The sequence below is a fragment of the Clostridium beijerinckii genome, assembly GCF_008705175.1.
In the GTDB taxonomy this organism is placed as follows: domain Bacteria; phylum Bacillota; class Clostridia; order Clostridiales; family Clostridiaceae; genus Clostridium; species Clostridium beijerinckii.
Genome location: NZ_CP043998.1, coordinates 222,800 through 247,048 on the forward strand (window position 1 = coordinate 222,800; position 24,249 = coordinate 247,048).

At 31.6% G+C, this 24,249-nt stretch carries 22 protein-coding genes; 21 read left to right on the plus strand and 1 reads right to left on the minus strand.

Annotated elements, in window-relative coordinates; translation table 11 throughout:
* The first annotated feature begins 117 nt into the window (after window positions 1–117).
* Window positions 118–1,389 (plus strand): tetratricopeptide repeat protein, encoded by a 1,272-nt coding sequence (locus F3K33_RS01150; RefSeq protein ID WP_039772709.1) that lies wholly within the window; start codon window positions 118–120, stop codon window positions 1,387–1,389.
* A 160-nt stretch (window positions 1,390–1,549) separates the two neighbouring features.
* The gene (gene iadA, locus F3K33_RS01155) at window positions 1,550–2,725 is read left to right on the plus strand and encodes a beta-aspartyl-peptidase (protein WP_039772707.1); all 1,176 of its coding nucleotides are present in this window, start codon (window positions 1,550–1,552) and stop codon (window positions 2,723–2,725) included.
* Between the two features lie 70 nt (window positions 2,726–2,795).
* On the opposite strand, the gene F3K33_RS01160 is transcribed toward iadA, so the two are convergent.
* Window positions 2,796–3,401 (minus strand): cell wall hydrolase, encoded by a 606-nt coding sequence (locus F3K33_RS01160; RefSeq protein ID WP_011967551.1) that lies wholly within the window; start codon window positions 3,399–3,401, stop codon window positions 2,796–2,798.
* 241 nt (window positions 3,402–3,642) lie between these two features.
* Between F3K33_RS01160 and cdaA the strand changes: the two genes are divergently transcribed.
* The 19 genes from cdaA to ilvC all read left to right on the plus strand — a co-directional run bounded on the left by cdaA (window position 3,643) and on the right by ilvC (window position 24,192).
* Window positions 3,643–4,491, plus strand: coding sequence for a diadenylate cyclase CdaA (cdaA, locus tag F3K33_RS01165; protein WP_011967552.1), 849 nt, complete (start codon window positions 3,643–3,645; stop codon window positions 4,489–4,491).
* Complete coding sequence (locus tag F3K33_RS01170) at window positions 4,464–5,684, plus strand: CdaR family protein (protein ID WP_039772704.1); 1,221 nt, start codon at window positions 4,464–4,466, stop codon at window positions 5,682–5,684. The genes cdaA and F3K33_RS01170 overlap by 28 nt, the downstream gene beginning before the upstream one ends.
* Before the next feature lie 171 nt (window positions 5,685–5,855).
* Complete coding sequence (locus F3K33_RS01175; protein ID WP_039772828.1) at window positions 5,856–7,457, plus strand: NAD(P)/FAD-dependent oxidoreductase; 1,602 nt, start codon at window positions 5,856–5,858, stop codon at window positions 7,455–7,457.
* Window positions 7,458–7,729: 272 nt separating this feature from the next.
* Complete coding sequence (gene ptb, locus F3K33_RS01180; RefSeq protein WP_011967555.1) at window positions 7,730–8,638, plus strand: phosphate butyryltransferase; 909 nt, start codon at window positions 7,730–7,732, stop codon at window positions 8,636–8,638.
* 144 nt (window positions 8,639–8,782) lie between these two features.
* Window positions 8,783–9,850 carry a butyrate kinase gene (gene buk, locus F3K33_RS01185; RefSeq protein WP_039772701.1) on the plus strand — a complete coding sequence of 356 codons (1,068 nt, stop codon included), beginning with the start codon at window positions 8,783–8,785 and terminating at the stop codon, window positions 9,848–9,850.
* Window positions 9,851–9,994: 144 nt separating this feature from the next.
* Entirely contained in the window at window positions 9,995–10,468 is a 474-nt protein-coding gene (locus F3K33_RS01190) for an HD domain-containing protein (RefSeq protein WP_039772699.1), read from the plus strand.
* A 16-nt stretch (window positions 10,469–10,484) separates the two neighbouring features.
* The gene (folP, locus tag F3K33_RS01195; RefSeq protein WP_039772826.1) at window positions 10,485–11,294 is read left to right on the plus strand and encodes a dihydropteroate synthase; all 810 of its coding nucleotides are present in this window, start codon (window positions 10,485–10,487) and stop codon (window positions 11,292–11,294) included.
* Window positions 11,295–11,306: 12 nt separating this feature from the next.
* The gene (folK, locus tag F3K33_RS01200) at window positions 11,307–12,131 is read left to right on the plus strand and encodes a 2-amino-4-hydroxy-6-hydroxymethyldihydropteridine diphosphokinase (protein ID WP_039772697.1); all 825 of its coding nucleotides are present in this window, start codon (window positions 11,307–11,309) and stop codon (window positions 12,129–12,131) included.
* A gap of 38 nt (window positions 12,132–12,169) precedes the next feature.
* Window positions 12,170–13,006, plus strand: a complete 837-nt coding sequence (locus F3K33_RS01205; protein WP_039772695.1) for an AIM24 family protein — start codon at window positions 12,170–12,172, stop codon at window positions 13,004–13,006.
* 199 nt (window positions 13,007–13,205) lie between these two features.
* Window positions 13,206–13,514 (plus strand): YerC/YecD family TrpR-related protein, encoded by a 309-nt coding sequence (locus F3K33_RS01210; protein ID WP_039772824.1) that lies wholly within the window; start codon window positions 13,206–13,208, stop codon window positions 13,512–13,514.
* A gap of 215 nt (window positions 13,515–13,729) precedes the next feature.
* Entirely contained in the window at window positions 13,730–15,076 is a 1,347-nt protein-coding gene (gene glmM, locus F3K33_RS01215; protein ID WP_017209671.1) for a phosphoglucosamine mutase, read from the plus strand.
* Window positions 15,077–15,302: 226 nt separating this feature from the next.
* Entirely contained in the window at window positions 15,303–15,728 is a 426-nt protein-coding gene (locus F3K33_RS01220; protein WP_039772693.1) for a hypothetical protein, read from the plus strand.
* Window positions 15,729–16,267: 539 nt separating this feature from the next.
* The gene (gene ilvN / locus F3K33_RS01225; RefSeq protein WP_011967564.1) at window positions 16,268–16,777 is read left to right on the plus strand and encodes an acetolactate synthase small subunit; all 510 of its coding nucleotides are present in this window, start codon (window positions 16,268–16,270) and stop codon (window positions 16,775–16,777) included.
* A gap of 65 nt (window positions 16,778–16,842) precedes the next feature.
* Window positions 16,843–18,438: a citramalate synthase gene (gene cimA / locus F3K33_RS01230; RefSeq protein WP_039772691.1), complete on the plus strand. Its 1,596-nt coding sequence runs from the start codon at window positions 16,843–16,845 to the stop codon at window positions 18,436–18,438.
* Window positions 18,439–18,451: 13 nt separating this feature from the next.
* Window positions 18,452–19,711: a 3-isopropylmalate dehydratase large subunit gene (gene leuC / locus F3K33_RS01235; RefSeq protein ID WP_039772689.1), complete on the plus strand. Its 1,260-nt coding sequence runs from the start codon at window positions 18,452–18,454 to the stop codon at window positions 19,709–19,711.
* A 13-nt stretch (window positions 19,712–19,724) separates the two neighbouring features.
* Window positions 19,725–20,210, plus strand: coding sequence for a 3-isopropylmalate dehydratase small subunit (gene leuD / locus F3K33_RS01240; protein WP_017209668.1), 486 nt, complete (start codon window positions 19,725–19,727; stop codon window positions 20,208–20,210).
* Between the two features lie 139 nt (window positions 20,211–20,349).
* A complete protein-coding gene (leuB, locus tag F3K33_RS01245; RefSeq protein ID WP_039772687.1) occupies window positions 20,350–21,432 on the plus strand; it encodes a 3-isopropylmalate dehydrogenase in 1,083 nt (360 codons plus the stop codon).
* Between the two features lie 69 nt (window positions 21,433–21,501).
* Window positions 21,502–23,175: a biosynthetic-type acetolactate synthase large subunit gene (ilvB, locus tag F3K33_RS01250; RefSeq protein WP_039772685.1), complete on the plus strand. Its 1,674-nt coding sequence runs from the start codon at window positions 21,502–21,504 to the stop codon at window positions 23,173–23,175.
* Window positions 23,176–23,187: 12 nt separating this feature from the next.
* Window positions 23,188–24,192, plus strand: coding sequence for a ketol-acid reductoisomerase (gene ilvC, locus F3K33_RS01255; protein WP_011967570.1), 1,005 nt, complete (start codon window positions 23,188–23,190; stop codon window positions 24,190–24,192).
* The last annotated feature ends 57 nt before the right edge of the window (window positions 24,193–24,249 follow it).

Sequence of the window (24,249 nt, forward strand, 5' to 3'; positions counted from 1 at the left end):
TCAAAATTAATTGAGGTAGCTTTAATTTTTATACTTAATTATTATAATTGAGTGCGATATAATATATATTATGAACTGATAGAACATATTGCATTAAGAATTACAAAGGGGAATTTTATGAATAAAAAGGTTAAAAGGGCTCATGATAAAGCTATGAGTTACTATGAGATAGGACAAATAGATAAAGCTTTAGAAATATGTGAAGATATATTACTAGAAGGTTTAGATAACCCAAATGTATTGAACTTTAAAGGGCTCTTACTATATCAAAAGGGTAATTTAGACGAAGCAGTTACAGTATGGAAGATGAATAGTGATTTAAATAATGATGATATTGCAAAAAGTTACATAAATGATTCTATTTTAGATAGAAAGAGATTAGAGTTATTTAGGCAGGGAGAACAAGCATTAAAGCAGTTAAAGGTTGATAAGGCATTAAATATATTTATCAGATGTTCAGAAAGTGACTTTAATGCCATTAAGGTGAATACTGGAATTGCTATGTGCTATCAAAGGAAAGGTGATTTCTACAGAGCAAGAGAATATGCAGAGAAAGTACTAAATATCGATAAGAATGCAATTACAGCAAAAAAAATCGAGAAAGAATTGAAAGACAGTGGAACATTTATAGAGGAAAGAAATTCCTCAAAAGGGTTATTTGGAATAATAATTATGGTTATAGTGGTCGCTATTGTAGTGGGTGGATATGCAGCTGTATCAAAATATAAGAGTTTAAATAATACCGTTGAAGAAACAACGAAAGATGAAAGTGATATTAATAAAGAAGCTGATACATATGAGGTAAAGGATAATACAGAATCCGCTCCGGAGATATTAAAAGAAGAAGTAAAAGATGAACATAATAATAATAATATTAACTTTAATAAAGATAAGATGATAGCATTAATAAATACCAATGATTTAGATGGTATATATGAACAAATAAAGGATATTAAACAGGAGTCTATAACTAGTGATGATCAAGAAGTATATAAGCAAGCTGTTGATTTAATAAAAAATCAAGGGGTTTCAAGATTTTATGAAAATGGATTAAAGAGTTTTAATGAAAATAAATATTCAGATGCTAAAGCTTTTTTAGATAAAGCGTATGCATACTGTGAAGGGAATAGTTTAAAAGAACATATATTGTTTTATAGAGCAAGCAGCTCTTCAAAGTTATCTGACAACTCTGCAGCAATAAGACAATATGAGGAATATTATAGTCAGTATCCTAATGGTGTATATGTAGAGGAATCACTCTATGATCTGGCATTACTAAACAGTTCTATAAATATGGATAAGAGTAAGCAGTATGCAAGTATACTAATAAATAATTATCCAGATTCAATGTATGCTAATAATAATATAAAAAATATACTTAAGGAATAAGAAATAAGTTTCAAATTAGAAATTACTTATTCTTCTTAATTTAAAAGTAAATTACTGTCATATTAATATATCTATTAGGAAAAGATAATCACATAATCGGCATTTTATTATTAGATGTGATGATTTAGAGTATTTATTTAAATAAAGGATAGGTGAGAATATGATTTCAATAATTAAAGGATGTAACGTGTATGCACCTAAACACCTTGGAATAAAAGATGTTGTGATAGCCGGGGGCAAAATAGAAGGTATATATGAAAATCTTAATATTAAAATTGCTCCGATAGATGTTGAGGTTATTGATGGAAGAAATAAATTACTTTTCCCAGGGTTTATAGACGGTCATGTTCACATTATAGGTGCTGGAGGCGAAGGTGGATATAACACAAGAACTCCTGAAATGCCATTATCTAGCTTGGTTAAGGCAGGAATAACCACGGTTGTAGGATGTATAGGAACAGATGGAACATGCAGAAGTATGAAATCATTGATAGCAAAGGCGAAAGCACTAAAACAAGATGGCATGTCTGCATACTGTTTTACTGGTTCATATGAGCTGCCTGTTAAGACTGTAACAGACTCAATTAAAAGCGATTTAATGTTGATTGAAGAAATAATCGGAATAGGGGAAATAGCTATTTCAGATCATAGAAGTTCTCAGCAAACCTTTGAAGTATTTGCAAATGCAGTAGCAGAAAGTAGAGTTGGAGGTCTTCTATCAAATAAGTGTGGAATTGTTAACATACATTTAGGTGAAGGAAACAGGAAATTAAATTATTTATTTGAATTACTAGATAAGACAGAAATTCCTGAGACTCAGTTATTGCCGACTCATATCAATAGAAACGGTAAGCTATTTAAGGAAGGTTTAGAGTATGTTAAAAGAGGTGGGTTCATTGATTTAACAACTAGCTGTGACCTAGAGAATTTAGGAGAAGGTGAACTTAGAGCTGGTGAAGGATTAAAAAAATACTTAGATGAAAAATTACCTATAGATCATATAACTTTCACTTCAGATGGAAATGGAAGCATGGAGAAATTTGATAAGGACGGAAAGTTAGAAGGATATGAAATTTGCTCAGTTTCAACATTATACAGGGAAATTAAATATGCAATTACTGAACAAAATGTGCCAATTGAAGACGCTATTAAAGTAGTAACATCGAACGTTGCTTCAATCATGAAATTAGCTAATAAAGGAGCAATTGGGTTAGGAAAAGATGCAGATTTAGTGATAGTGGATGAAAAATCTTTAGATATAGAAATGGTTTTTGCAAATGGAAAGAAAATGATGGAGAATGGAGAAGTGATTGTAAAAGGATTTTTTGAAAAGTAATTGTAATAAGAGATGGGTTATATCATTTTTATTTGATATAACCCATTATTTTTAAATCAATATATAGAGGCTACACTTTTACTTTGAAAAAAGTGTGATGCCCTATAATTTTTTCGTTCACTTTTTGTGTTTCTTTCATCCAATGACATGTTGCGGTAGCCGGATTATAGAAAAATAAGGCATCATTTGTTGGATCAGCGCCCCTAATCGCATCGTATACTGCATTATAGCAATCTTGATCTGGATTAGCAGTTATTTTACCATTCTTAACGCATGAAAAGGCATTTTTTTGGAATATAACTTCTCTAATAGTATTTGGAAAATGAGGATCAATAGTACGATTTAATACTACAGAAGCTACAGCAACCTTTCCAGCATATGGTTCACCACCACTTTCAGCAGATACAAGTTTTGCCATTAGATCTATATCTTCACCCGTTATATATAATTGTTGAGTATCATGTTTGAAAACTTCTAAAACTTCGTTGTTTTTCTCATCAGACTGAGAATTGTTTATATTAGCACTTAAGTAGTTTACTTTCATTTTTGGATTTTCATAAGTAGTCTTAATTTCACCATGAGATCCAGCCAAATTAGACGCGAATGCTGGATTCATATTAATAACGGAAAGATATAGTATTAACGCAGTTACAAAAATACTATATGTCTTTTTCATAAAAAACCTCCTTCGGTATAATGCAACAAATAATATTATTGCCAAAGAAAGTAATTATATACACTATTTATTCGTATAATCATTTATAGGATTTTATAACGATATAAACTATAATTAATTAATAGTAATAAAAAATTACTATAAAAATAATTAAAAAGTAAGAAAATAATAATTCTCTTTATATCTAATATCATAGTATTTGTTGTATAATTTTATTGTGAGAGAAAAAGAGGTGAGAAATTTGCAAGAACTTTTAACAATGTTAATAAAAAGCTTTTCTAATATATCGATATGGTCCATATTAGATATACTAGTAGTGTCCTATATATTTTATAAAGGATATATGCTAATAAAGGAAACCAGGGCAGAACAGCTATTAAAGGGAATAGTATTAATTATAGCACTTATTCCAATCAGTTATTTATTAAAGCTAGATATGTTATATTTTATATTAAATAAGACATTAACCATCGGGGTATTATCTGTAGTTATAATTTTTCAACCAGAGATTAGAAGGGCTTTAGAACATTTGGGAAGAAGTGCTTTCGATGATCATTATCTTAATAATAGAGAAGATTTTAATACTATGATTAATGAAATTACAATTGCTGTACAAAACTTAGCAGAGAGCAAAACAGGAGCTTTAATCGTAATGGAGCAAAGTACCGGGTTGAATGAATTAATTGGCGCAGGAACAGTATTAGATGCCAAAATCACCTCGAATCTTTTGGAAAATATATTTGTTGTTAATACTCCTCTACATGATGGAGCAACAATAATAAGAAATAATAGAATTTTAGCATCTGGATGCGTTTTACCGCTTACTAGTAATAATTCTATAAATAAGAAATTAGGAACAAGGCATAGGGCAGCGATAGGTTTATCAGAAGTATCTGATGCGCTAGTTATAATCGTATCTGAAGAAACTGGTGTAGTATCGCTAGCGATCAATGGAAAAATTACACGAGGTTATGATAAAGATAGATTAAAACTTATACTTACTAAAGTAGTAGAAAATAGAAACCAGAAAAGAGTTAAAACGGCGGGAGAGAAGGTGAGGTCATGGATAAAAGTGAAAACGGAACGTTAATTGTTAAAATTATTTGTTTACTGTTATCAGTGGTTCTGTGGCTATATATCTCGAATGTTGAGAACCCGCTCAGAACATATGAATTAAAAGGAATACCAGTAGAATTAACTAATGAGGACTCCCTAGTAGATTCAAAATTCGCAATTGTAAATAAACAGCCATTTACGGTGGATCTAAAATTAGAGGGGCCATCAAGTGAAATATTAAAGGTGAAGAAAGAAGATTTTAAGATTGTAGCTGATATGTCGGCTTATGCACTTAAAGTAGGGGAAAATACTATACCAGTTCAAATAATGAGTTATCCTGAAAATATAACTATAAAGAATAATGGGATGTTAGGTATAAAAGTTAACTTAGAGGAATTGACCCAAAAGGAACTTACTATAAGTTCAAAAGTAAAAGTAACTTATAAAGAAAACATTTATGAAAAAGAGCAAAATATAAATCCAAAGACCGTAACAATAACAGGGGGTAAAAGTTCCGTAGATAAGGTTACTGAAGCTATTTTGACTGGCGAAGAAAAGGATGTAGATAAAAATAAGCAAGGTGATTATAATATACAATTTATAGACTCATTTGGAAATGCAGTTAGCAATATTGAATCTAATATAAAAACCGCAAAGCTATCAATTACGGTTACGAATGGAAAGACCGTACCAGTTAATTTAAAGACTAAAGGAAATGTACCTCAAGGATTTGTTTTAGATGGGTATGAATTAAGTAAAAATAATGTAACTGTATTAGGTGATAGTCAGGTTTTAAATAAGTTGGAATCAATAGATACAGAGGCCGTGGACATGTCGTCATTGCAGCCTGATAGTGAAGTCGATGTCAAACTTAACTTACCAGAAGGTATTTCGATAGGTGATGGAGATGGATCAATTAAGGCTAAATTTAAATTAAAGAAGGAAGAGAATACAACTAAAAATATAGAATGTAATGTTCAGTACAAGAATTTAAGTGATACATTTTTGGTTACAAATCAAAGTTTAGTATCCAATGTAAAATTATCAGGTACACAAGAAGCATTAGATAAGATAAGTTCACAAAATCTAAGTGTCATACTAGATTTAGCTAATGTAAAAGAAGAAGGGACTTTTGATTACACACCTCAGGCAACACTTGTTAATGCTAATAATGTAACAGTATCAGATGTTGGAAATGTTAGTGTAACAATAAAGAAAAAGGGATAATAATAAAATCACAGTATTAATTAATTTGTTAATACTGTGATTTTTTATGATATAATTTCTTTGAATTAGTTTGGAGTAAGGTAGGATGGGAAATAATAAATAAAATATGAAGTTTGATTGAATAGATATATAATTATAGATTGCTTGTTGAAAGGATATGGTGATAAGTCTGTGGCTATAAGAATAAATAATATAAATCTGAGTTTAGACGATGATTTAAATGTTTTAGAGAAAAAAATATGTAAAAAGCTTAATATATCAAAAGAAGATATTAGTAGGTTAGATATAATCAAGAGAAGTATAGATGCAAGAAAAAAGAATGATATAAAGGTAAGCTTTAGCGTTAATTTATTTTGTAAAAAAGAGAAAATGTTACTATCAAGAATACATGATAAGGATATAAGTTTTGAAGAAATTAGAGAAATTGAGTCAATAAAAAGTGGTACCGAAGAAATTAAAGCGAGACCAGTAGTTGTAGGATTTGGGCCAGCAGGAATTTTTGCAGCATTAACATTAGCAAGGTATGGATATAAACCAATTGTGTATGAACGTGGGGAAGATGTAGATAAAAGAACTGAAACTGTGGAAAAGTTTTGGAAGGATGGACGTCTTAATTTAGAATCAAATGTTCAATTTGGAGAAGGAGGAGCAGGTGCATTTTCTGATGGAAAATTAACTACAAGAATTAAAGATCACAGATGCTCATTCGTTCTTGATGAACTAATAAAGGCAGGAGCACCGACAGAAATTAAATATGAGAGCAAAGCTCATGTTGGAACAGATCTTTTAAAAGGTGTGGTTAAGAATATCAGAGAAGAAATAAAGAGACTTGGAGGAGAGGTTAACTTTAATTCTAAGTTAGAGAAAATAACATATAAAGATGGAAAGTTAGAGAACATAGTTGTCAATGGAAAGAATATTACATGTGAGGCTTTAGTGCTAGCTATAGGACATAGTTCAAGAGATACATATGAAATGTTATATAGAGAAAATGTATCAATGGATGCAAAGGCATTTGCAATAGGGGTAAGGATTGAACATCCACAAGAATTAATAAATGTTAACCAATATGGCAACAATCATAATCATCCTAAATTACATGCGGCAGATTATAGACTTACATATCAAAGTGAAAAGCTAAAAAGAGGTGTATATTCATTTTGCATGTGCCCTGGTGGAGTAGTGGTTGCGGCAGCATCAGAAGAAGGAAGACTTGTGTCTAATGGTATGAGTTATCACGCAAGGGATTTAGATAATGCGAATTCAGCACTAGTGGTGACTGTCTCTCCAGAAGACTTTGAAGGAAGTTCACCTCTTAAAGGAATGGAATTCCAAAGGCATTATGAAAGTTTAGCATTTAAGCTAGGTGGTGGAAAGTATAAAGCACCTGTTCAATTAGTAGGAGATTTCATGAAAGATAGAGTGTCAACTAAGTTGGGTGCGGTCATCCCGAGTTATACTGCAGGGTATGAATTTAGGAAATTAAAAGAATGTCTACCTGATTATGTTGTAGAGGCTCTTAAAGAAGGAATCATAAATTTTGATAAAAAGATAAAAGGGTATGCAAGAGAAGATGCAATTTTAACTGGAATAGAGACAAGAACATCAGCACCAGTTAGATTGAATAGAAATGCTTCACTTGAAAGTATAAATGTATGCGGACTTTATCCAACTGGAGAAGGAGCAGGATTTGCAGGTGGTATAATATCAGCGGCTGTCGATGGGATAAGGGTTGCCGAACATATAATTGAAAAATTCGATTTACCAAAATAAGATTATAAGTAACATGAATGGAATTAGTATAATCTTTTCAGAAGATGAGGAAGATATATTATATTACGTTCATGTTGTGAAATCTTATAAAAATGAATATATAAAATTAATAATATAATAAAAATAATATTCTGAAAATTCAACATTTCCAATATTTTTTTGTTACAATAAGGTATAAAGAAATATTCATGGCATTGATTGATATAAATTTAACAAACAACTAAATTAATTATATATAAAAGTTAAAAATTATTAAAGTAGAGGTGCAAAAAATGAGTAAAAACTTTGATGAGTTATTATCAAGATTAAAGGAAGTTCCAACAAAAAAAGTGGCTGTAGCCGTAGCACAAGATGAACCAGTATTAGAGGCTATAAAAGAAGCTACAGAAAATAACATCGCACAAGCAATATTGGTTGGTGATAAACAACAAATCCATGAAATCGCAAAGAAAATAAACTTGGACTTATCTGATTATGAAATAATGGATATTAAAGATCCAAAGAAAGCAACGTTAGAAGCAGTAAAATTAGTTTCTAGTGGTCATGCAGATATGTTAATGAAAGGTCTAGTTGATACTGCAACATTCCTAAGAAGCGTATTAAACAAAGAGGTTGGTCTTAGAACAGGAAAATTAATGTCCCATGTAGCTGTGTTTGATGTGGAAGGTTGGGATAGACTATTATTTTTAACTGATGCAGCATTTAATACATATCCAGAATTTAAGGATAAAGTTGGAATGATAAATAATGCAGTTGTAGTTGCTCATGCATGTGGAATAGATGTTCCAAGAGTAGCACCTATATGCCCAGTTGAAGTTGTAAATACAAGTATGCAATCAACAGTTGATGCAGCATTGTTAGCTAAAATGAGTGACAGGGGGCAAATTAAAGGATGCGTAATTGATGGACCTTTTGCCTTAGATAATGCAATATCAGAAGAAGCAGCTCATCATAAAGGTGTTACAGGATCAGTAGCAGGTAAAGCTGATATATTATTATTACCAAATATAGAAGCAGCAAATGTAATGTATAAGACATTAACATATTTCTCGAAATCAAGAAATGGTGGACTTTTAGTAGGTACATCAGCACCAGTAATTTTAACTTCAAGAGCAGATTCGTTCGAAACTAAAGTTAATTCAATTGCTCTTGCAGCATTAGTTGCAGCAAGAAATAAGTAATAAATCAATCCATAATAATTAATGCATAATTAATGGAGAGATTTATATGGAATTTGCAATGCACTTTTAGATTCTATAATAATTTCTTCCGAAAATTATGCATTATGACTGTATAGAATGCATTAAATTTAAGGGGGATTCAGAATGTCATATAAGCTATTAATAATCAATCCAGGTTCAACATCAACAAAGATTGGTGTTTACGAAGGAGAAAAGGAACTATTTGAAGAAACTTTAAGACACACAAATGAAGAAATAAAGAGATATGATACAATATATGATCAATTCGAATTTAGAAAAGAAGTTATATTAAATGTTCTTAAAGAAAAGAATTTTGATATAAAGACTTTAAGTGCTATTGTTGGTAGAGGTGGAATGCTTAGACCAGTTGAAGGGGGAACATATGCAGTAAATGATGCAATGGTTGAAGATTTAAAAGTTGGAGTTCAAGGACCTCACGCTTCTAACCTTGGCGGAATAATTGCTAAGTCAATTGGAGATGAATTAAATATTCCATCATTTATAGTAGATCCAGTTGTTACAGATGAGTTAGCGGATGTAGCAAGACTATCTGGAGTACCAGAATTACCAAGAAAAAGTAAATTCCATGCTTTAAATCAAAAAGCAGTAGCTAAAAGATATGGAAAAGAAAGTGGACAAGGATATGAAAACCTAAATCTTGTAGTTGTACATATGGGTGGAGGCGTTTCGGTTGGTGCTCACAATCATGGGAAAGTTGTCGATGTAAATAATGCATTAGATGGAGATGGCCCATTCTCACCAGAAAGAGCTGGATCAGTTCCAATTGGTGATTTAGTTAAAATGTGTTTTAGTGGAAAATATAGTGAAGCAGAAGTATATGGCAAGGTTGTAGGAAAAGGTGGATTTGTTGGTTATCTAAATACAAATGATGTAAAAGGTGTTATTGATAAGATGGAAGAAGGAGATAAAGAATGTGAATCAATATACAAAGCATTTGTTTATCAAATTTCAAAAGCAATCGGAGAAATGTCAGTTGTATTAGAAGGTAAAGTTGATCAAATTATTTTTACGGGAGGAATTGCATACTCACCAACACTTGTTCCAGACCTTAAAGCAAAAGTTGAATGGATAGCCCCAGTTACAGTTTATCCTGGAGAAGATGAATTACTTGCTCTAGCTCAAGGTGCTATAAGAGTACTTGATGGAGAAGAACAAGCTAAGGTTTACTAGACGTAAAGATGCACCTAGAGATATTTTCTAGGTGTATTTTTTTACATAAAATTCGCATATGTATATCGCTAAACTGTGACCAAATGATATAATAAAATAATCGTAATGATATTTAGTAAAGAATAAGTTTAATTGGGGTATGATATGGATAGATTTAATTGTATTTTGAATGACACAGAATATATATATTATCTAAAAAGAAATAAAAAGTTTGAAAAAGATAGAAAGTTCTGCAAGCATAATTTAAAGCACTTTTTAGATGTAGCACGAATAGCACAATTAATAAATATTGAAGAAAGTTTAGGATTTAACAAAGAAATCATATATACGACTGCAATTCTCCATGATATAGGAAAGTCGCTTCAGTATGAAACTGGAACACCTCATGAAATAGCATCATGGGAGATTTCAAAAGAAATTTTACATAATTACAGATATAATGAGGAAGAAATTGAAATTATAAGACAAGGAATACTAGGCCATAGAGATAAAAAAAGTGAAAACTTTGCACAGCTCATGTATAGAGCAGATAAACTCTCACGGCTATGTATTAGCTGTAAGTCTATTGATGAATGTAATTGGGGAGATGAAAAGAAAAATTTTAAAATATATTATTAGAAGGAGCTATAAGTTAATGAAAATAGGAAGCAAGGAATTTAATATAGGGGAAAAAACATATATTATGGGAATATTAAATTTTACTCCAGATTCTTTCTCAGATGGAGGAAAATTTAATGACATCGATGTTGCTGTAAAACATGTGAAAGAAATGATAGATGATGGAGCTGACATAATAGATGTAGGAGGGGAATCTACAAGGCCGGGATATAAGTTAGTAAGTGAAGAAGAAGAAATTTCAAGAGTTGTACCTATAATAAAAGCTATAAAAGAAAATTTTGATATATCAGTATCAATAGATACATATAAAGCTAAAGTTGCAGAGCAGGCAATACAAGCTGGTGCTGACCTTATTAATGATATATGGGGATTTAAAAAAGATAAAGATATGGCAAAAGTTGCGGCAAAATATAATGTACCTTGTTGTCTAATGCATAATAGAGATAATACAGATTATAAAAATTTAGTGGAAGATATATTAAATGATCTGAAAGAATGTATTAATATTGCTAAGGATGCTGGAGTAAAAGATGAAAATATAATATTAGATCCAGGTATAGGTTTCGGAAAGACCTATGAACAAAATTTAGAAACTATGAATAACTTAGAAAGAATCAAGGACTTGGGATATCCGATATTACTTGGCACTTCCAGAAAGTCTATGATAGGGTTAGCTCTTAATTTACCTGTAGAGGAAAGAATAGAGGGGACAGTTGCAACAACAGTTATTGGAATAATGAAAGATGCTTGCGATTTTGTAAGAGTTCATGATGTGCTTGAAAATTCAAGAGCAGCAAAGATGACTGATGCAATCGTAAGAAGATAGGATGGATGAGTTTTGGATAAGATGTATATAAGAGAGCTAGAGTTATTTGGATTTCATGGAGTTTTCGAAGAGGAAAAAAGATTAGGTCAAAAGTTCATTTTATCTTTTGAGCTAGACATAGATTTGAAATTAGCAGGAAAAACTGGAGATTTAACTAAAACAGTTCATTATGGTGAATTGTGTGAAAAAATTGAAGATGAATTTAAAAGAAAGAACTATGAGCTTATAGAAACAGCAACTTTAAATTTAGCTGACTTTATTCTTAACGAATATAAGATAATAGAAGGTGTTAAGGTGTTTTTAAAAAAGCCTTGGGCACCTATAAAAAAACATTTAGATACTGTAGAAATAATGATTGAAAGAAGAAGGCACAAAGCATATATAAGTTTAGGATCTAATATTGGGAATAAAGAACAGTATTTAGAGGACGCAATAAATAAAATATCTGCAGAAAAAAATATTGAAATAATAAGAAAGTCATCGTTTATTAAAACAAAACCATGGGGATACTTAGAACAGGAAGATTTTTTAAATGGTGTTGTTGAAATAGAAACTATATTAGAAGCAGAGGAACTTATGGATGTATTACTTGGCATTGAAACAGATCTAGATAGAAAGAGGACTATAAAATGGGGACCTAGAACTATTGATCTGGATATTATTATATATGATTCAGTGGTTTCTTCAAATGAAAAGGTGATTCTCCCACACCCAAGAATGCATGAGAGAGAGTTTGTATTAAAACCATTAAGTGAAATAGCACCATATCTTATGCATCCTGTGCTCAATAAGAGAGTATTCACTCTTTTAGAGGAGTTAGAGAAAAGGGGAAATTAAAAACATTAAACAGCTTATTATAAGGTAGGGGTAATTTTATGAGAAGTTCACTAAAGTTTACTAACAAATTAAATATGTTATCTGAAATGGAATGTGAATCAAGGTTCCAAATCCTAGAATACGAGAATTTAGATGGAGCGACTGATGTTCAAACTGCTTTGGGACTTAACATAATGAAAAAGAGTGGGATAAAATTAAAACAAGTGAGAATATTGCTAGAAGATAGTTCGGTAACACTTGAGCCAGGTTCTTTGAGCTATATGAAAGGGAAGATTCAAATAACAAATAAATCAGGTGGGTTGTTGGGACTTGGCAAAAAGATAATATCAAGTAAACTAATAGGGGAAAGTATATTTAGGCCTACTTATAGTGGGACTGGGGAAATATTTTTAGAGCCTTCTTTTGGTCATTTTGCATTAATAGAATTAGAGGATGATGAAATAGTTGTGGGAGATAATATGTTTTATGCATGTGAAGAAGGTATAGAAATTGATGCAACAATACAAAAAAATGTATCATCAGCTTTTCTAGGGAATGAGGGGCTGTATCAAACTAGGATAGAAGGTAGCGGAATAGTTGTTCTTAAGGTCCCAGTTCCAGAAAGTGAAATATTTAAATGTATATTAATTAACGATACTTTAAAGGTGGATGGAAACTTTGCTATATTAAGGACGGGAAACATTGAATTCTCAGTGGAGAAATCATCTAAATCAATTATAGGAACTGCAGTTAGTGGAGAAGGTATGGTTAATGTATATAGAGGCACCGGAGAAGTTTGGCTAGTACCTACAAAAAGCATATACAAGGATTTAAATATTAAAGGATTGGACGCGATAAGTGGTATAAACGCAGAAAGTAATGTTGAAGATCTATAATTAGAATATATCAATATATTATTATAAATTTAATTAAAGAAGAAGTGTATTATAAATTTTATTTTGTAATAAGCTTCTTTTTTTGTTTTACGGATTTTATATAATCCATATTAATATATGCTTTGATATATTAAAGTTGTAAAGTAAGCTTTAGATGGTTATAATTAAAGAGAAAATAAGTATTACAAGAGGTGATAAAGTGAGTTCTTTAGAGTCAAAGCTAAAAAGTAAAGAATTAGATTTATTTTTTAAATCAATTTTAGAACTTAAAAATATAGATGAATGCTATAAATTCTTTGAAGATGTAGCGACAATAAATGAAGTTAAATCATTAGCACAAAGATTACATGTAGCAAAGCTGCTTAAATGTAAAAAGACTTACTCAGAAATAGCTGAAATAACTGGAGCGAGCACTGCAACGATTAGTAGAGTTAATAGATGTTTGAACTATGGCAGTGATGGATATAATTTAGTTTTAGAAAGATTAAAAGATGAAAATATAGACTAAATAGACGCTGATTCTAAAAATATTATTCTTATGTGTAATTGATTGTAAAATAGTAATATTATAACAGAAAGAGAAGATTGTAAATACGTGTTAAAAATATTATACTATTTAAGGTAGGCACTGAAGAAATTACAAATAATATTATCCATTGTAAGTGATTAAGTATATTATAGTAATTGAGTGACTATAACAGAATAAAAAAGTGAGGTAAAATTATGGGTAGAATGTTTGGAACTGATGGAGTTAGAGGAGTTGCAAATACAGAATTAACAGCAAGAATTGCGTATGATCTTGGAAGAGCAGGAGCATATGTATTAACAGAAGGAGCTCATAAGCCTAAAATATTAGTGGCAAAAGATACAAGAATATCAGGAGATATGTTAGAATCAGCATTAATAGCAGGAATATTATCAGTTGGAGCTGAAGCAATAGTGCTTGGAGTAGTACCTACACCAGCTGTTGCATACTTAACAAGGAAATATGGAGCAGATGCGGGTGTTATGATTTCTGCATCACATAATCCAGTAGAATATAATGGGATTAAGTTCTTTAACGATAAAGGATACAAGCTTTCGGATGAATTGGAAGATGAGATTCAAAGAGTCATTGAAAGTGATTTTGAAGGAGTTCCAAGTCCAACAGGCACAGATTTGGGTAGAGAGACAATTGAAGTGTCAGCATTAGATGATTATATAGAATTTGCTAAAAACACTATACCTTATAGCTTGAAGGGATTAAAGATAGCATTAGATTGTGCCAATGGAGCTGCATATAAATCATCAGTAAAAGCGTTTAGAGAACTAGGCGCTGATGTATTTGTAATTAATGACAATCCAGACGGAACAAACATAAATGAAAATTGTGGATCTACACATCCAGAAGAATTAATGGAATATGTAATTAAAAAGAAATGCGATTTGGGTTTTGCTTTTGATGGAGATGCAGATAGATGTTTAGCTGTTGATGAAAAAGGTAATTTAATAAATGGTGATTTTATATTAATGTTATGTGCAAAATATTTAAAAGAACTTGGTAAGTTAAAAGATGATACATTAGTTGTAACTGTAATGAGTAATCTTGGATTAGATATTGCATGCAAAAATGAAAAAATAAACATTGTTAAGACTGCTGTTGGAGATAGATATGTTTTAGAAGAAATGGTTAAAAACAAATATGTCTTAGGTGGAGAACAATCAGGTCATGTTATATTCTTAGATTATAATTCGACTGGAGATGGATTAGTAACAGCGCTTCAAATTGCAGGGATAGTTAAGAAAAAGGAAAAAGCATTATCTGAATTATGTTCAATAATGAAGGAATTACCACAAGTTTTAGCTAATGCAACAATACCAAACGATAAAAAAGATTTATATTTGACAGATGATGAAATACAAAACGAAATAAGAAAAATAGAAGCAGCTTTAAATGGTGTTGGAAGAGTACTTATAAGACCCTCTGGAACTGAACCGCTAGTAAGAGTAATGCTTGAAGGAGAAAATCAAGCTGAGATAGATGAAATGGCTCATAATTTAGCAAACTTAATCGAGAAGAAATATAATTAATTAAATAAAGTATATATAATTTTGTTAAGAGGAACTCTATTAAATGAGTTCCTTTTTATTTATTTACCCAAAATAAATAAAACTAATTTTAAATTACTATAAGTTTATAAAGTTGCTTGAAAATTTGTCTTTTTACATATAATTTTTTATGAATAACAAATGAACAATAAGGGGATAAATAGATTAATACATAAAATAATAATACGTTGATAAAGGAGGCATTTATATGGACAAAGAACCTTATAATGAATATCTAGTAGTGATGCCAACCGGTAATTGCAAGGGATTTAATGATATAGAAGGAGTAAAAGCATATATTAATATGTATTATGAATTGCGTCTTGATGATGTTTTTCATAAGGATGGTTATAATGATGCTACTGAAATAGGTGGAGATGAATATAGGTACAACGTATTTACGCAGTTAGGTGCCGAAGAGGGAGCAAAATGCGAAATATATAAAACAGTGTCATTCATTGAAGAAATTAATAAAGAGTTAGTTTTTGAAGATGAGAAGGAAGAGATAATTTCAAAGTTATGTGAAGCAAAAATAAATTTTAACATATATGATTATAGTTTAGATGCAGTTTTAGCAAACATTCAAGAAGTTGAATATATGGATGATTATGGAACAAAGATTAGCAGGATGTAGTACTCTAAATTAAAAAAACAATAAAAGTGACCTTATTTAAATTGTTAATTTAAGCTACTATAAAAATTAATACAATTAAATTAAGCCTTTGTGTATTGGCAAATAGTTAAAAAAACATATAAAAAAATGATAAATAGTTAATTTTCATATATTGTAAATATATAAAAAAATGATAATGAAAAATATATAATTAAAATGTTGACAACAATAAAAACCGAGAGTACAATTTAGTCTAACAGGAAAATCAAATAGGTCCTTAAGCTATAAAATGCTGAGATGGAGAAAATTATTTAGTAGATAAGTTGCAGAGAGTCGATGGCTGGTGAGAATCGATACTTTAGCTCTATAATTATCACTCCTGAGCAGAATCCAGAAAGAGGAATAACGTTCCTTGAGTAAAAGATATCCGGTGTGCATCCGTTATATGCAAGGGTTTGTTAGAACCTAGTGATATTATGTAAGGCGGAATATTATCCCACTTCTTATGATTTATATCATTAAGGGTGGATTTTTTTAACCATTTTTAAGGGGGGAAGGCAATGGAGAAGCATGTATTATCTGTCTTAGTAAAGAATTCATCTGGTGTTTTGAGTAGAGTCAGTGGATTGTTTTCAAGAAGAGGATACAATATCGATAGTTTAACTGTTGGTAGAACTGAAGATCCTTCAATTTCGAGAATGACAATTACACTTATGGGAGACGAGAATGTATTAGAACAGGTTAAGAAGCAGCTAAATAAATTAGAAGATGTTATAAGGGTTATAAACTTTAAAGCTGATGACTCTGTTTATAGGGAATTGGTGCTAATTAAGGTAAAGGCAAGTGCAGAAAACAGAGCCGCAATAAATGAAACTGTAAATATTTTTAGAAGCAAGATAATTGACCTGTCTACAGACACTTTAACGATAGAATTAACTGGGGATGAAAATAAAATATCAGCATTAATAAACCTGATGGAGGAGTATGGAATAGAAGAATTGGTTAGAACAGGTGTGACAGCACTACAAAGAGGGGAAAAAACTATAAGAAATTCCATTGAATCTTATTAATGTACATTAAATAAAGATAATCTAAAAGCAATAAGGCAATAAAATGAAAAGGGGGATAATCATATATGGCTCAGAATCAGGTGAAAATATTTGATTCGACTCTAAGAGATGGAGCCCAAGGTCAAGGAATTTCATTTTCATTAGAAGATAAAATTAAAATAGTAAAAGTTTTGGATGAGATGAAAGTTGATTACATTGAAGCTGGTAATCCAGGATCAAATCCAAAAGATATGGAATTCTTTAAAAGGCTTAAGGATGTGGAACTTAAGAACGCAAAGGTCGTAGCATTTGGATCTACACGAAGACCTAAAATTAACGTAGAAGATGACAAAAATCTAAAAGACTTACTGTCATCAGGGGCAGACACAATTGTCGTATTTGGGAAGTCATGGGACTTTCAAGTAACAGATATTATAAAAACTTCTTTAAGTGAGAATGTAAATATGATAAAAGACACAATTGAGTATTTGTGTGTTAAGGGGAAAGAAGTAATATTTGATGCAGAACATTTTTATGATGGATATAAAGCCAACAAAGAGTATGCGATGGCAACTTTAAAGGCAGCAGAAGAAGCAGGGGCAAAAGTAGTTGTACTATGTGACACTAACGGAGGGGCTTTACCTCAAGAGATATATAGTATAACTAAAACCATAAAAGAAACAGTGAAGGTTGAGCTTGGAATTCATAGTCATGACGATATGGGGATGGCAGTTGCAAATTCGATCATGGCAGTGGAGGGAGGAGCGAGTCAGATTCAAGGAACTTTTATTGGAATAGGAGAAAGATGCGGGAATGCTAATTTAAGCACAATAATACCTACATTAAAACTAAAGCTTGGATATAAAGTTTTAAATGATAACGAGCTAGTAAATCTAACAAAAACATCTAGGTATATTGCTGAAATTTGTAATATCACTTTATCAGATGAAGATCCATTTGTAGGAAATTCAGCGTTTGCTCATAAAGGCGGAATGCATATAGATGCAGTAACTAAATCACCAAAGTCATATGAACATATAGAGCCAGAATTGGTAGGGAATAAGAGGCGCTTTTTAGTATCTGAGGTAAGTGGCAAAAGTACAATTTTACAGGAAATACAAAAGATATTTCCTAATATATCTAAGGATGATAAATCAGTTCAAAAGATTACAGATAGATTGAAAGAACTAGAATATGATGGGTATCAGTTTGAAGGAGCAGAAGGAACAGTTGAATTAGTTATAAGAAAAATTATTGGAAAGTACAAACCGTTCTTTAAATTGAATCATTTTAAGATCATTGGTGAACAACCCTATGGATCAGAGGAGTTCTCATCAACAGCAGTAATAAACATTACAGTTGATGGACAAAATGAGATGACAGCAGCAGAAGGCGAAGGACCAGTGAATGCTTTAGATAAGGCTATTAGGAAAGCACTAGAAGTTTTTTATCCAGAATTAAAACAGGCAAGATTAGTGGATTATAAAGTTAGAGTTTTGGATTCAGAAAGTGCAACTGAGGCAAAGGTAAGAGTATTAATTGAATCAACAGATGGGATTGAAAGTTGGAGTACTGTTGGGGTATCTCGGGATGTAATTCAAGCTAGTTGGATAGCTCTAGTAGATTCAATAGAATATAAATTAATAAAAGATATTGAAAGAAAAGTAAAAGCATATTTTTAAGGGGGATTAAAACATGGGAATGACAATGACTCAAAAAATCTTAGCAGCTCATGCGGGATTGGAAGCTGTAAAAGCTGGACAATTAATTGAAGCAAATCTTGATTTAGTATTAGGAAATGATATTACAACGCCAGTTGCTGTAAATGAATTTAAGAAGTTTGGAACAGATAAAGTATTTAGTAAAAGCCAAATTGCTATAGTACCAGATCACTTTACTCCTAACAAAGACATAAAGGCAGCAGAACAAGTTAAATATATTAGAGAATTTGCTCAAAATATGGAGATAGAAAATTTCTTTGAAGTAGGAGAAATGGGAATTGAACATTGCTTACTTCCTGAAAAAGGTCTAGTAGTTGCTGGAGATGTTGTTATAGGAGCTGATTCACACACATGTACTTATGGAGCACTTGGGGCTTTTTCAACAGGAATAGGATCAACTGATATGGCAGCTGGTATGGCTACAGGAAAGTGTTGGTTTAAGGTTCCATCTGCTTTAAAATTCGTACTTAAGAATAAACCAGCAAAATGGATAAGTGGTAAGGATATAATCTTACACATAATCGGAATGATTGGTGTTGACGGTGCTCTATATAAATCAATGGAATTTGTAGGTGATGGCTTACAATATCTTTCAATGGATGATAGATTTACAATGGCAAATATGGCAATAGAGGCTGGTGGAAAGAATGGAATTTTCCCAGTTGATGATAAAACAGAAGAATATTTAAAAGATCATGCTTCTAGGGAATGGAAGGTTTATGAAGCTGACGAAGATGCAGAATATGATAAAGTATTTGAAATTGATTTAAGTGAATTAAGACCAACAGTTTCATTTCCTCACTTACCAGACAATACAAGAACAATTGATAATACTGGAGATGTAGCTATTGATCAGGTTGTAATTGGATCATGCACAAATGGTAGGATTTCAGATTTAAGAATAGCTAGAGATATCTTAAAAGGAAAGAAAGTTAAAAAGGGTATTAGATGTATAGTTATCCCTGGAACTCAAAAAATTTATTTACAAGCAATAAAAGAAGGAATAGTTACTGACTTGGTAGAGGCTGGAGCTGCATTTTCAACGCCGACTTGTGGACCATGTTTAGGTGGACATATGGGAATCTTAGCTAAGGGTGAAAGATGTGTATCGACAACAAATAGGAATTTTGTAGGAAGAATGGGGCATGTTGAGTCAGAAGTATATCTAGCAAGTCCAGCAGTGGCAGCAGCGTCTGCTTTAACCGGAAAAATAACTGATCCTGAATTAGTGTAGGAGGTATTTAGTAATGAGCGTAAAAGGTAAAGTATTCAAATATGGTGATAATGTAGATACAGACGTAATAATTCCAGCAAGATATTTAAACACTTCGGATGCTAAAGAACTTGCTGCACATTGTATGGAAGATATAGATGTGGATTTCGTTAAAAATGTAAAGAGTGGAGATATAATTGTTGCAAATAAGAATTTTGGATGTGGTTCTTCAAGAGAACATGCACCTTTAGCAATAAAGACAGCAGGGGTTAGCTGTGTTATTGCATCAACTTTCGCAAGAATATTTTATAGAAATGCAATCAATATTGGGTTACCAATTTTAGAATGTGATGAAGCTGTAAAAAATATTGATGCAGGAGATGAATTAGAAGTTGATTTCTCAACAGGTCTTATTAAAAATTTAACTAAGAGCCAAGAGTATCAAGGGGAAGCATTCCCTGAATTTATGCAAAAAATCATCGATAATGATGGATTGATTGGATATATAAGAAATAGATAGAAAAATTGATTATTAAAAGAAGAATCAAATTAAACTAATATATTTTCTTAAGAGAAGGATACTAATAACTAGAATTAATAATTAAATTTTGATTAAAAAGCAATAAGAAATAGGCAATTATAAGAGGGGGATTATCATAATGAAATGTAATATAGCTGTAATACCAGGGGATGGAATTGGCCCAGAAGTGATAGATGAAACAATAAAGGTTTTAAAAGTTATTGGAGATAAATTTGGGCATAGATTTGAATATGAATATGTATTAGCAGGTGGATGCGCTATTGATAAAGAAGGAACTCCGCTTCCAGAAGCAACTTTAGAAGCATGTAAAAAAAGTGATGCAGTTCTACTCGGAGCTGTTGGAGGCCCTAAGTGGGATGATCCTACTGCTAAAATAAGACCAGAGCAAGCACTACTAGGATTAAGGGGTGCATTAAATCTTTATTGTAATTTAAGACCAGCAGTACTATATGCTCCACTAAAAAATGAATCACCACTTAAAGATAGCATTGTTAAAGATGGGATAGATATCTGCATAGTTAGAGAATTAACAGGTGGAATTTACTTTGGAGAAAGAGGATTGGAGGAAGTAGATGGAGTAAAGAGTGCTTATGACACTGAAAGATATAATGTAAATGAAATAACTAGAATCGCTAAAATAGGATTTGAAACAGCAATGAAAAGAAATAAGAAACTTACAAGTGTAGATAAAGCTAACATATTAGAAAGTTCTAGACTTTGGAGAAGTGTAGTTAACGAGATGGCTAAGGATTATCCAGAAGTTGAAGTAAATCATTTGTATGTTGATAATACTGCTATGCAGTTAGTAAAAGATCCAAATCAATTTGATGTAATTGTAACTTCAAATATATTTGGAGATATATTATCAGATGAAGCAAGTATGGTTACAGGTTCAATAGGTATGTTACCTTCAGCATCGCTTGGGGAAGGAACTCTTGGAATGTATGAACCAATTCATGGAAGTGCTCCTGATATCGCAGGACAAGGAATTGCTAATCCGTTAGCAACTATTCTTTCGGCAGCAATGATGCTTAGGTATAGTTTTTCATTAGAGGAAGAAGCAAAATCTATTGAAAATGCAGTTTTAGCAGTTCTTGAAGATGGATATAGAACTGGAGATATAATGACTGAAGGTAAGAAGAAAGTTGGAACAATTGAAATGGGAAATCTAGTTCGCGAGAAATTAGAGACAACAAAATAGAATCTAAATCAATTTATAAATTGCTAGTTATCAAACAGAGATCATTTTATAAGCAAAGGAGTGAATAAAATGTTAGTGACGGGGGCTGAAATATTAATAAAGTCATTGCTTGATGAAGGGGTAGAGACTATATTTGGATATCCAGGTGGGGCGGTATTAAATATATATGATGAGTTATACAAATATAAGGATAAAATTCGTCATGTTCTTACTTGCCATGAGCAGGGAGCATCACATGCGGCTGATGGATATGCAAGGGCCACTGGAAAAGTTGGAGTTTGTCTTGCAACTTCAGGACCTGGAGCTACCAACTTAGTAACAGGTATTGCTACTGCATATATGGATTCAATTCCAATGGTTGCCATTACGGGAAATGTGGCAAAGCCATTACTTGGAAAGGATAGTTTTCAAGAGGTTGATATAACTGGAATTACAATGCCTATAACAAAGCATAATTATATTGTAAGGGATATTAATGAACTTCAGGACGTAATAAGGGAAGCTTTTTATATAGCTCAGGAAGGTAGACCGGGGCCGGTATTAATAGATATTCCAAAAGATATTACTGCTGAAAAAACTCAATATAATAAAATAATTCCTAAAGAGGTAATTAGAAAATCAGAGCATATTACAGAAAAATCATTACAGGAAGCTGTTGAGTTAATAAATCAAAGCAAGAGACCTCTTATATATGCAGGCGGAGGTATAGGTATATCTGGAGCAACATCTGAATTAATAAAATTTGCGGAAAAGATAAATTGTCCTGTATCAACATCGCTTATGTGTATGTCTGAGTTTCCAAATGATCATGAATTGTATACTGGTATGATAGGAATGCATGGAACAAAAGCATCAAATATTGCTGCAACTAAATGTGATTTATTAATAACTCTTGGAGCTAGATTTAGTGATAGAGTTATAAGTAATCAAAATCATATAAAAAATGCAAAGATATTACAAATAGATGTTGATCCAGCAGAAATAAATAAAAATATAAAAGTTGATACATGTATAGTAGGAGATTTAAAGGTGGCACTGAATCAATTAATACCAATAATTGATGAAAAGAAAAATGACGAATGGTTGAATACTATAAATAATTTAAAAGAGAATAATAAATTAGTGCCATACTGTGACTTGACTCCGGAATTGTTCTTTGATAGGTTGAATAAATTAAATGACGGAAGTTTTATAATTTCTACTGAAGTTGGGCAACATCAAATGTGGACTGCTCAATATTTCAATTTTAAAAGTGAAAGAACATTTATAACATCAGGTGGACTTGGAACTATGGGATATGGTCTTGGAGCAGCAATTGGAGCTCAGATAGGCAGATTTGATAAAAGAGTATTTAATATTGCAGGAGATGGAAGTTTTGGAATGAACTGCAATGAATTAGTTACTGCTGTTAAAAACAATCTTCCATTAATTCAAGTTATTATGAATAACAATTGTTTAGGAATGGTAAGGCAATGGCAAGATTTCTTCTACGAAGGAAGATATTCTGAGACAACTTTAGATAGACCTACAGATTATGTTAAGCTTGCTGAAGCTTTTGGAGCTAAAGCATTTAGAATAACTCAAGTAGATGAAATAGACGATATACTTAGAAAAGCTCTGGATTCAGAAGGTCCAGTTCTTATAGATTATCTAATAAACAGTGATAAAAAAGTTTTTCCTATGGTTGCACCTGGTGCGCCAATTAACCAAATAATAAGTGAAGAAGATATTAATATTAACTAGGAGGTCATTAAAATGCCAAAAATGTATTATGAAAAAGACACAGATTTAAATTTATTAAGAGGAAAGAAAGTTGCTATAATAGGATATGGTAGCCAAGGGCATGCACATGCATTAAATCTTCATGAAAGTGGAGTAGATGTTGTTGTTGGATTGTATAACGGAAGTAAATCTTGGGCTAAAGCAGAAGCAGCAGGGTTGCAAGTTGCAACTGTTGCAGATGCGGCAAAAGCAGCAGATTTAATCATGATTTTATTACCAGATGAAAAGCAAGCAAAAATATATAATGAAGAAATTGCTCCAAACTTAGAAGAAGGAAATGCATTAGTTTTTGCTCATGGATTTAATATACACTTCGGTCAAGTGGTTCCACCTTCATATGTTGATGTATTTATGGTTGCGCCTAAAGGTCCAGGGCATTTAGTAAGAAGAACATATACTGAAGGTGCTGGAGTACCTTGTTTAATAGCTGTACATCAGGATGCAACAGGAAAAGCTAAACAATATGCATTAGCATATGCTAATGGAATTGGAGGAGCAAGAGCAGGAGTTCTTGAAACTACATTTAAAGATGAAACAGAAACAGATTTATTCGGAGAACAAGCAGTTCTTTGTGGCGGAGTTTCAGAACTTATCAAAGCTGGCTTTGAAACTTTAGTAGAAGCAGGCTATGCTCCAGAAAATGCTTACTTTGAATGTATGCATGAAATGAAATTAATTGTTGATTTATTATATCAAGGTGGATTAAGCATGATGAGATATTCAATTTCAGATACTGCTGAATATGGAGATTACCAAATTGGTAGAAGAATCATCACAGATGAAACTAAGAAAGAAATGAAGAAAGTTCTTACTGAAATTCAAGATGGTACATTTGCTAAGAATTGGTTGTTAGAAAACCAAACTAATAGACCAGGATTTAATGCAAGAAGAAGAATGGAAGCAGAACATCCAATTGAAAAAGTTGGTAAGGAATTAAGAGGAATGATGAGCTGGATTGATACAGCTAAAGTAGACTAATATTTAAAGTTTTTAGAAGACGAGATTCGTAGATGATCGTCTTCTTTTTTGGTATAA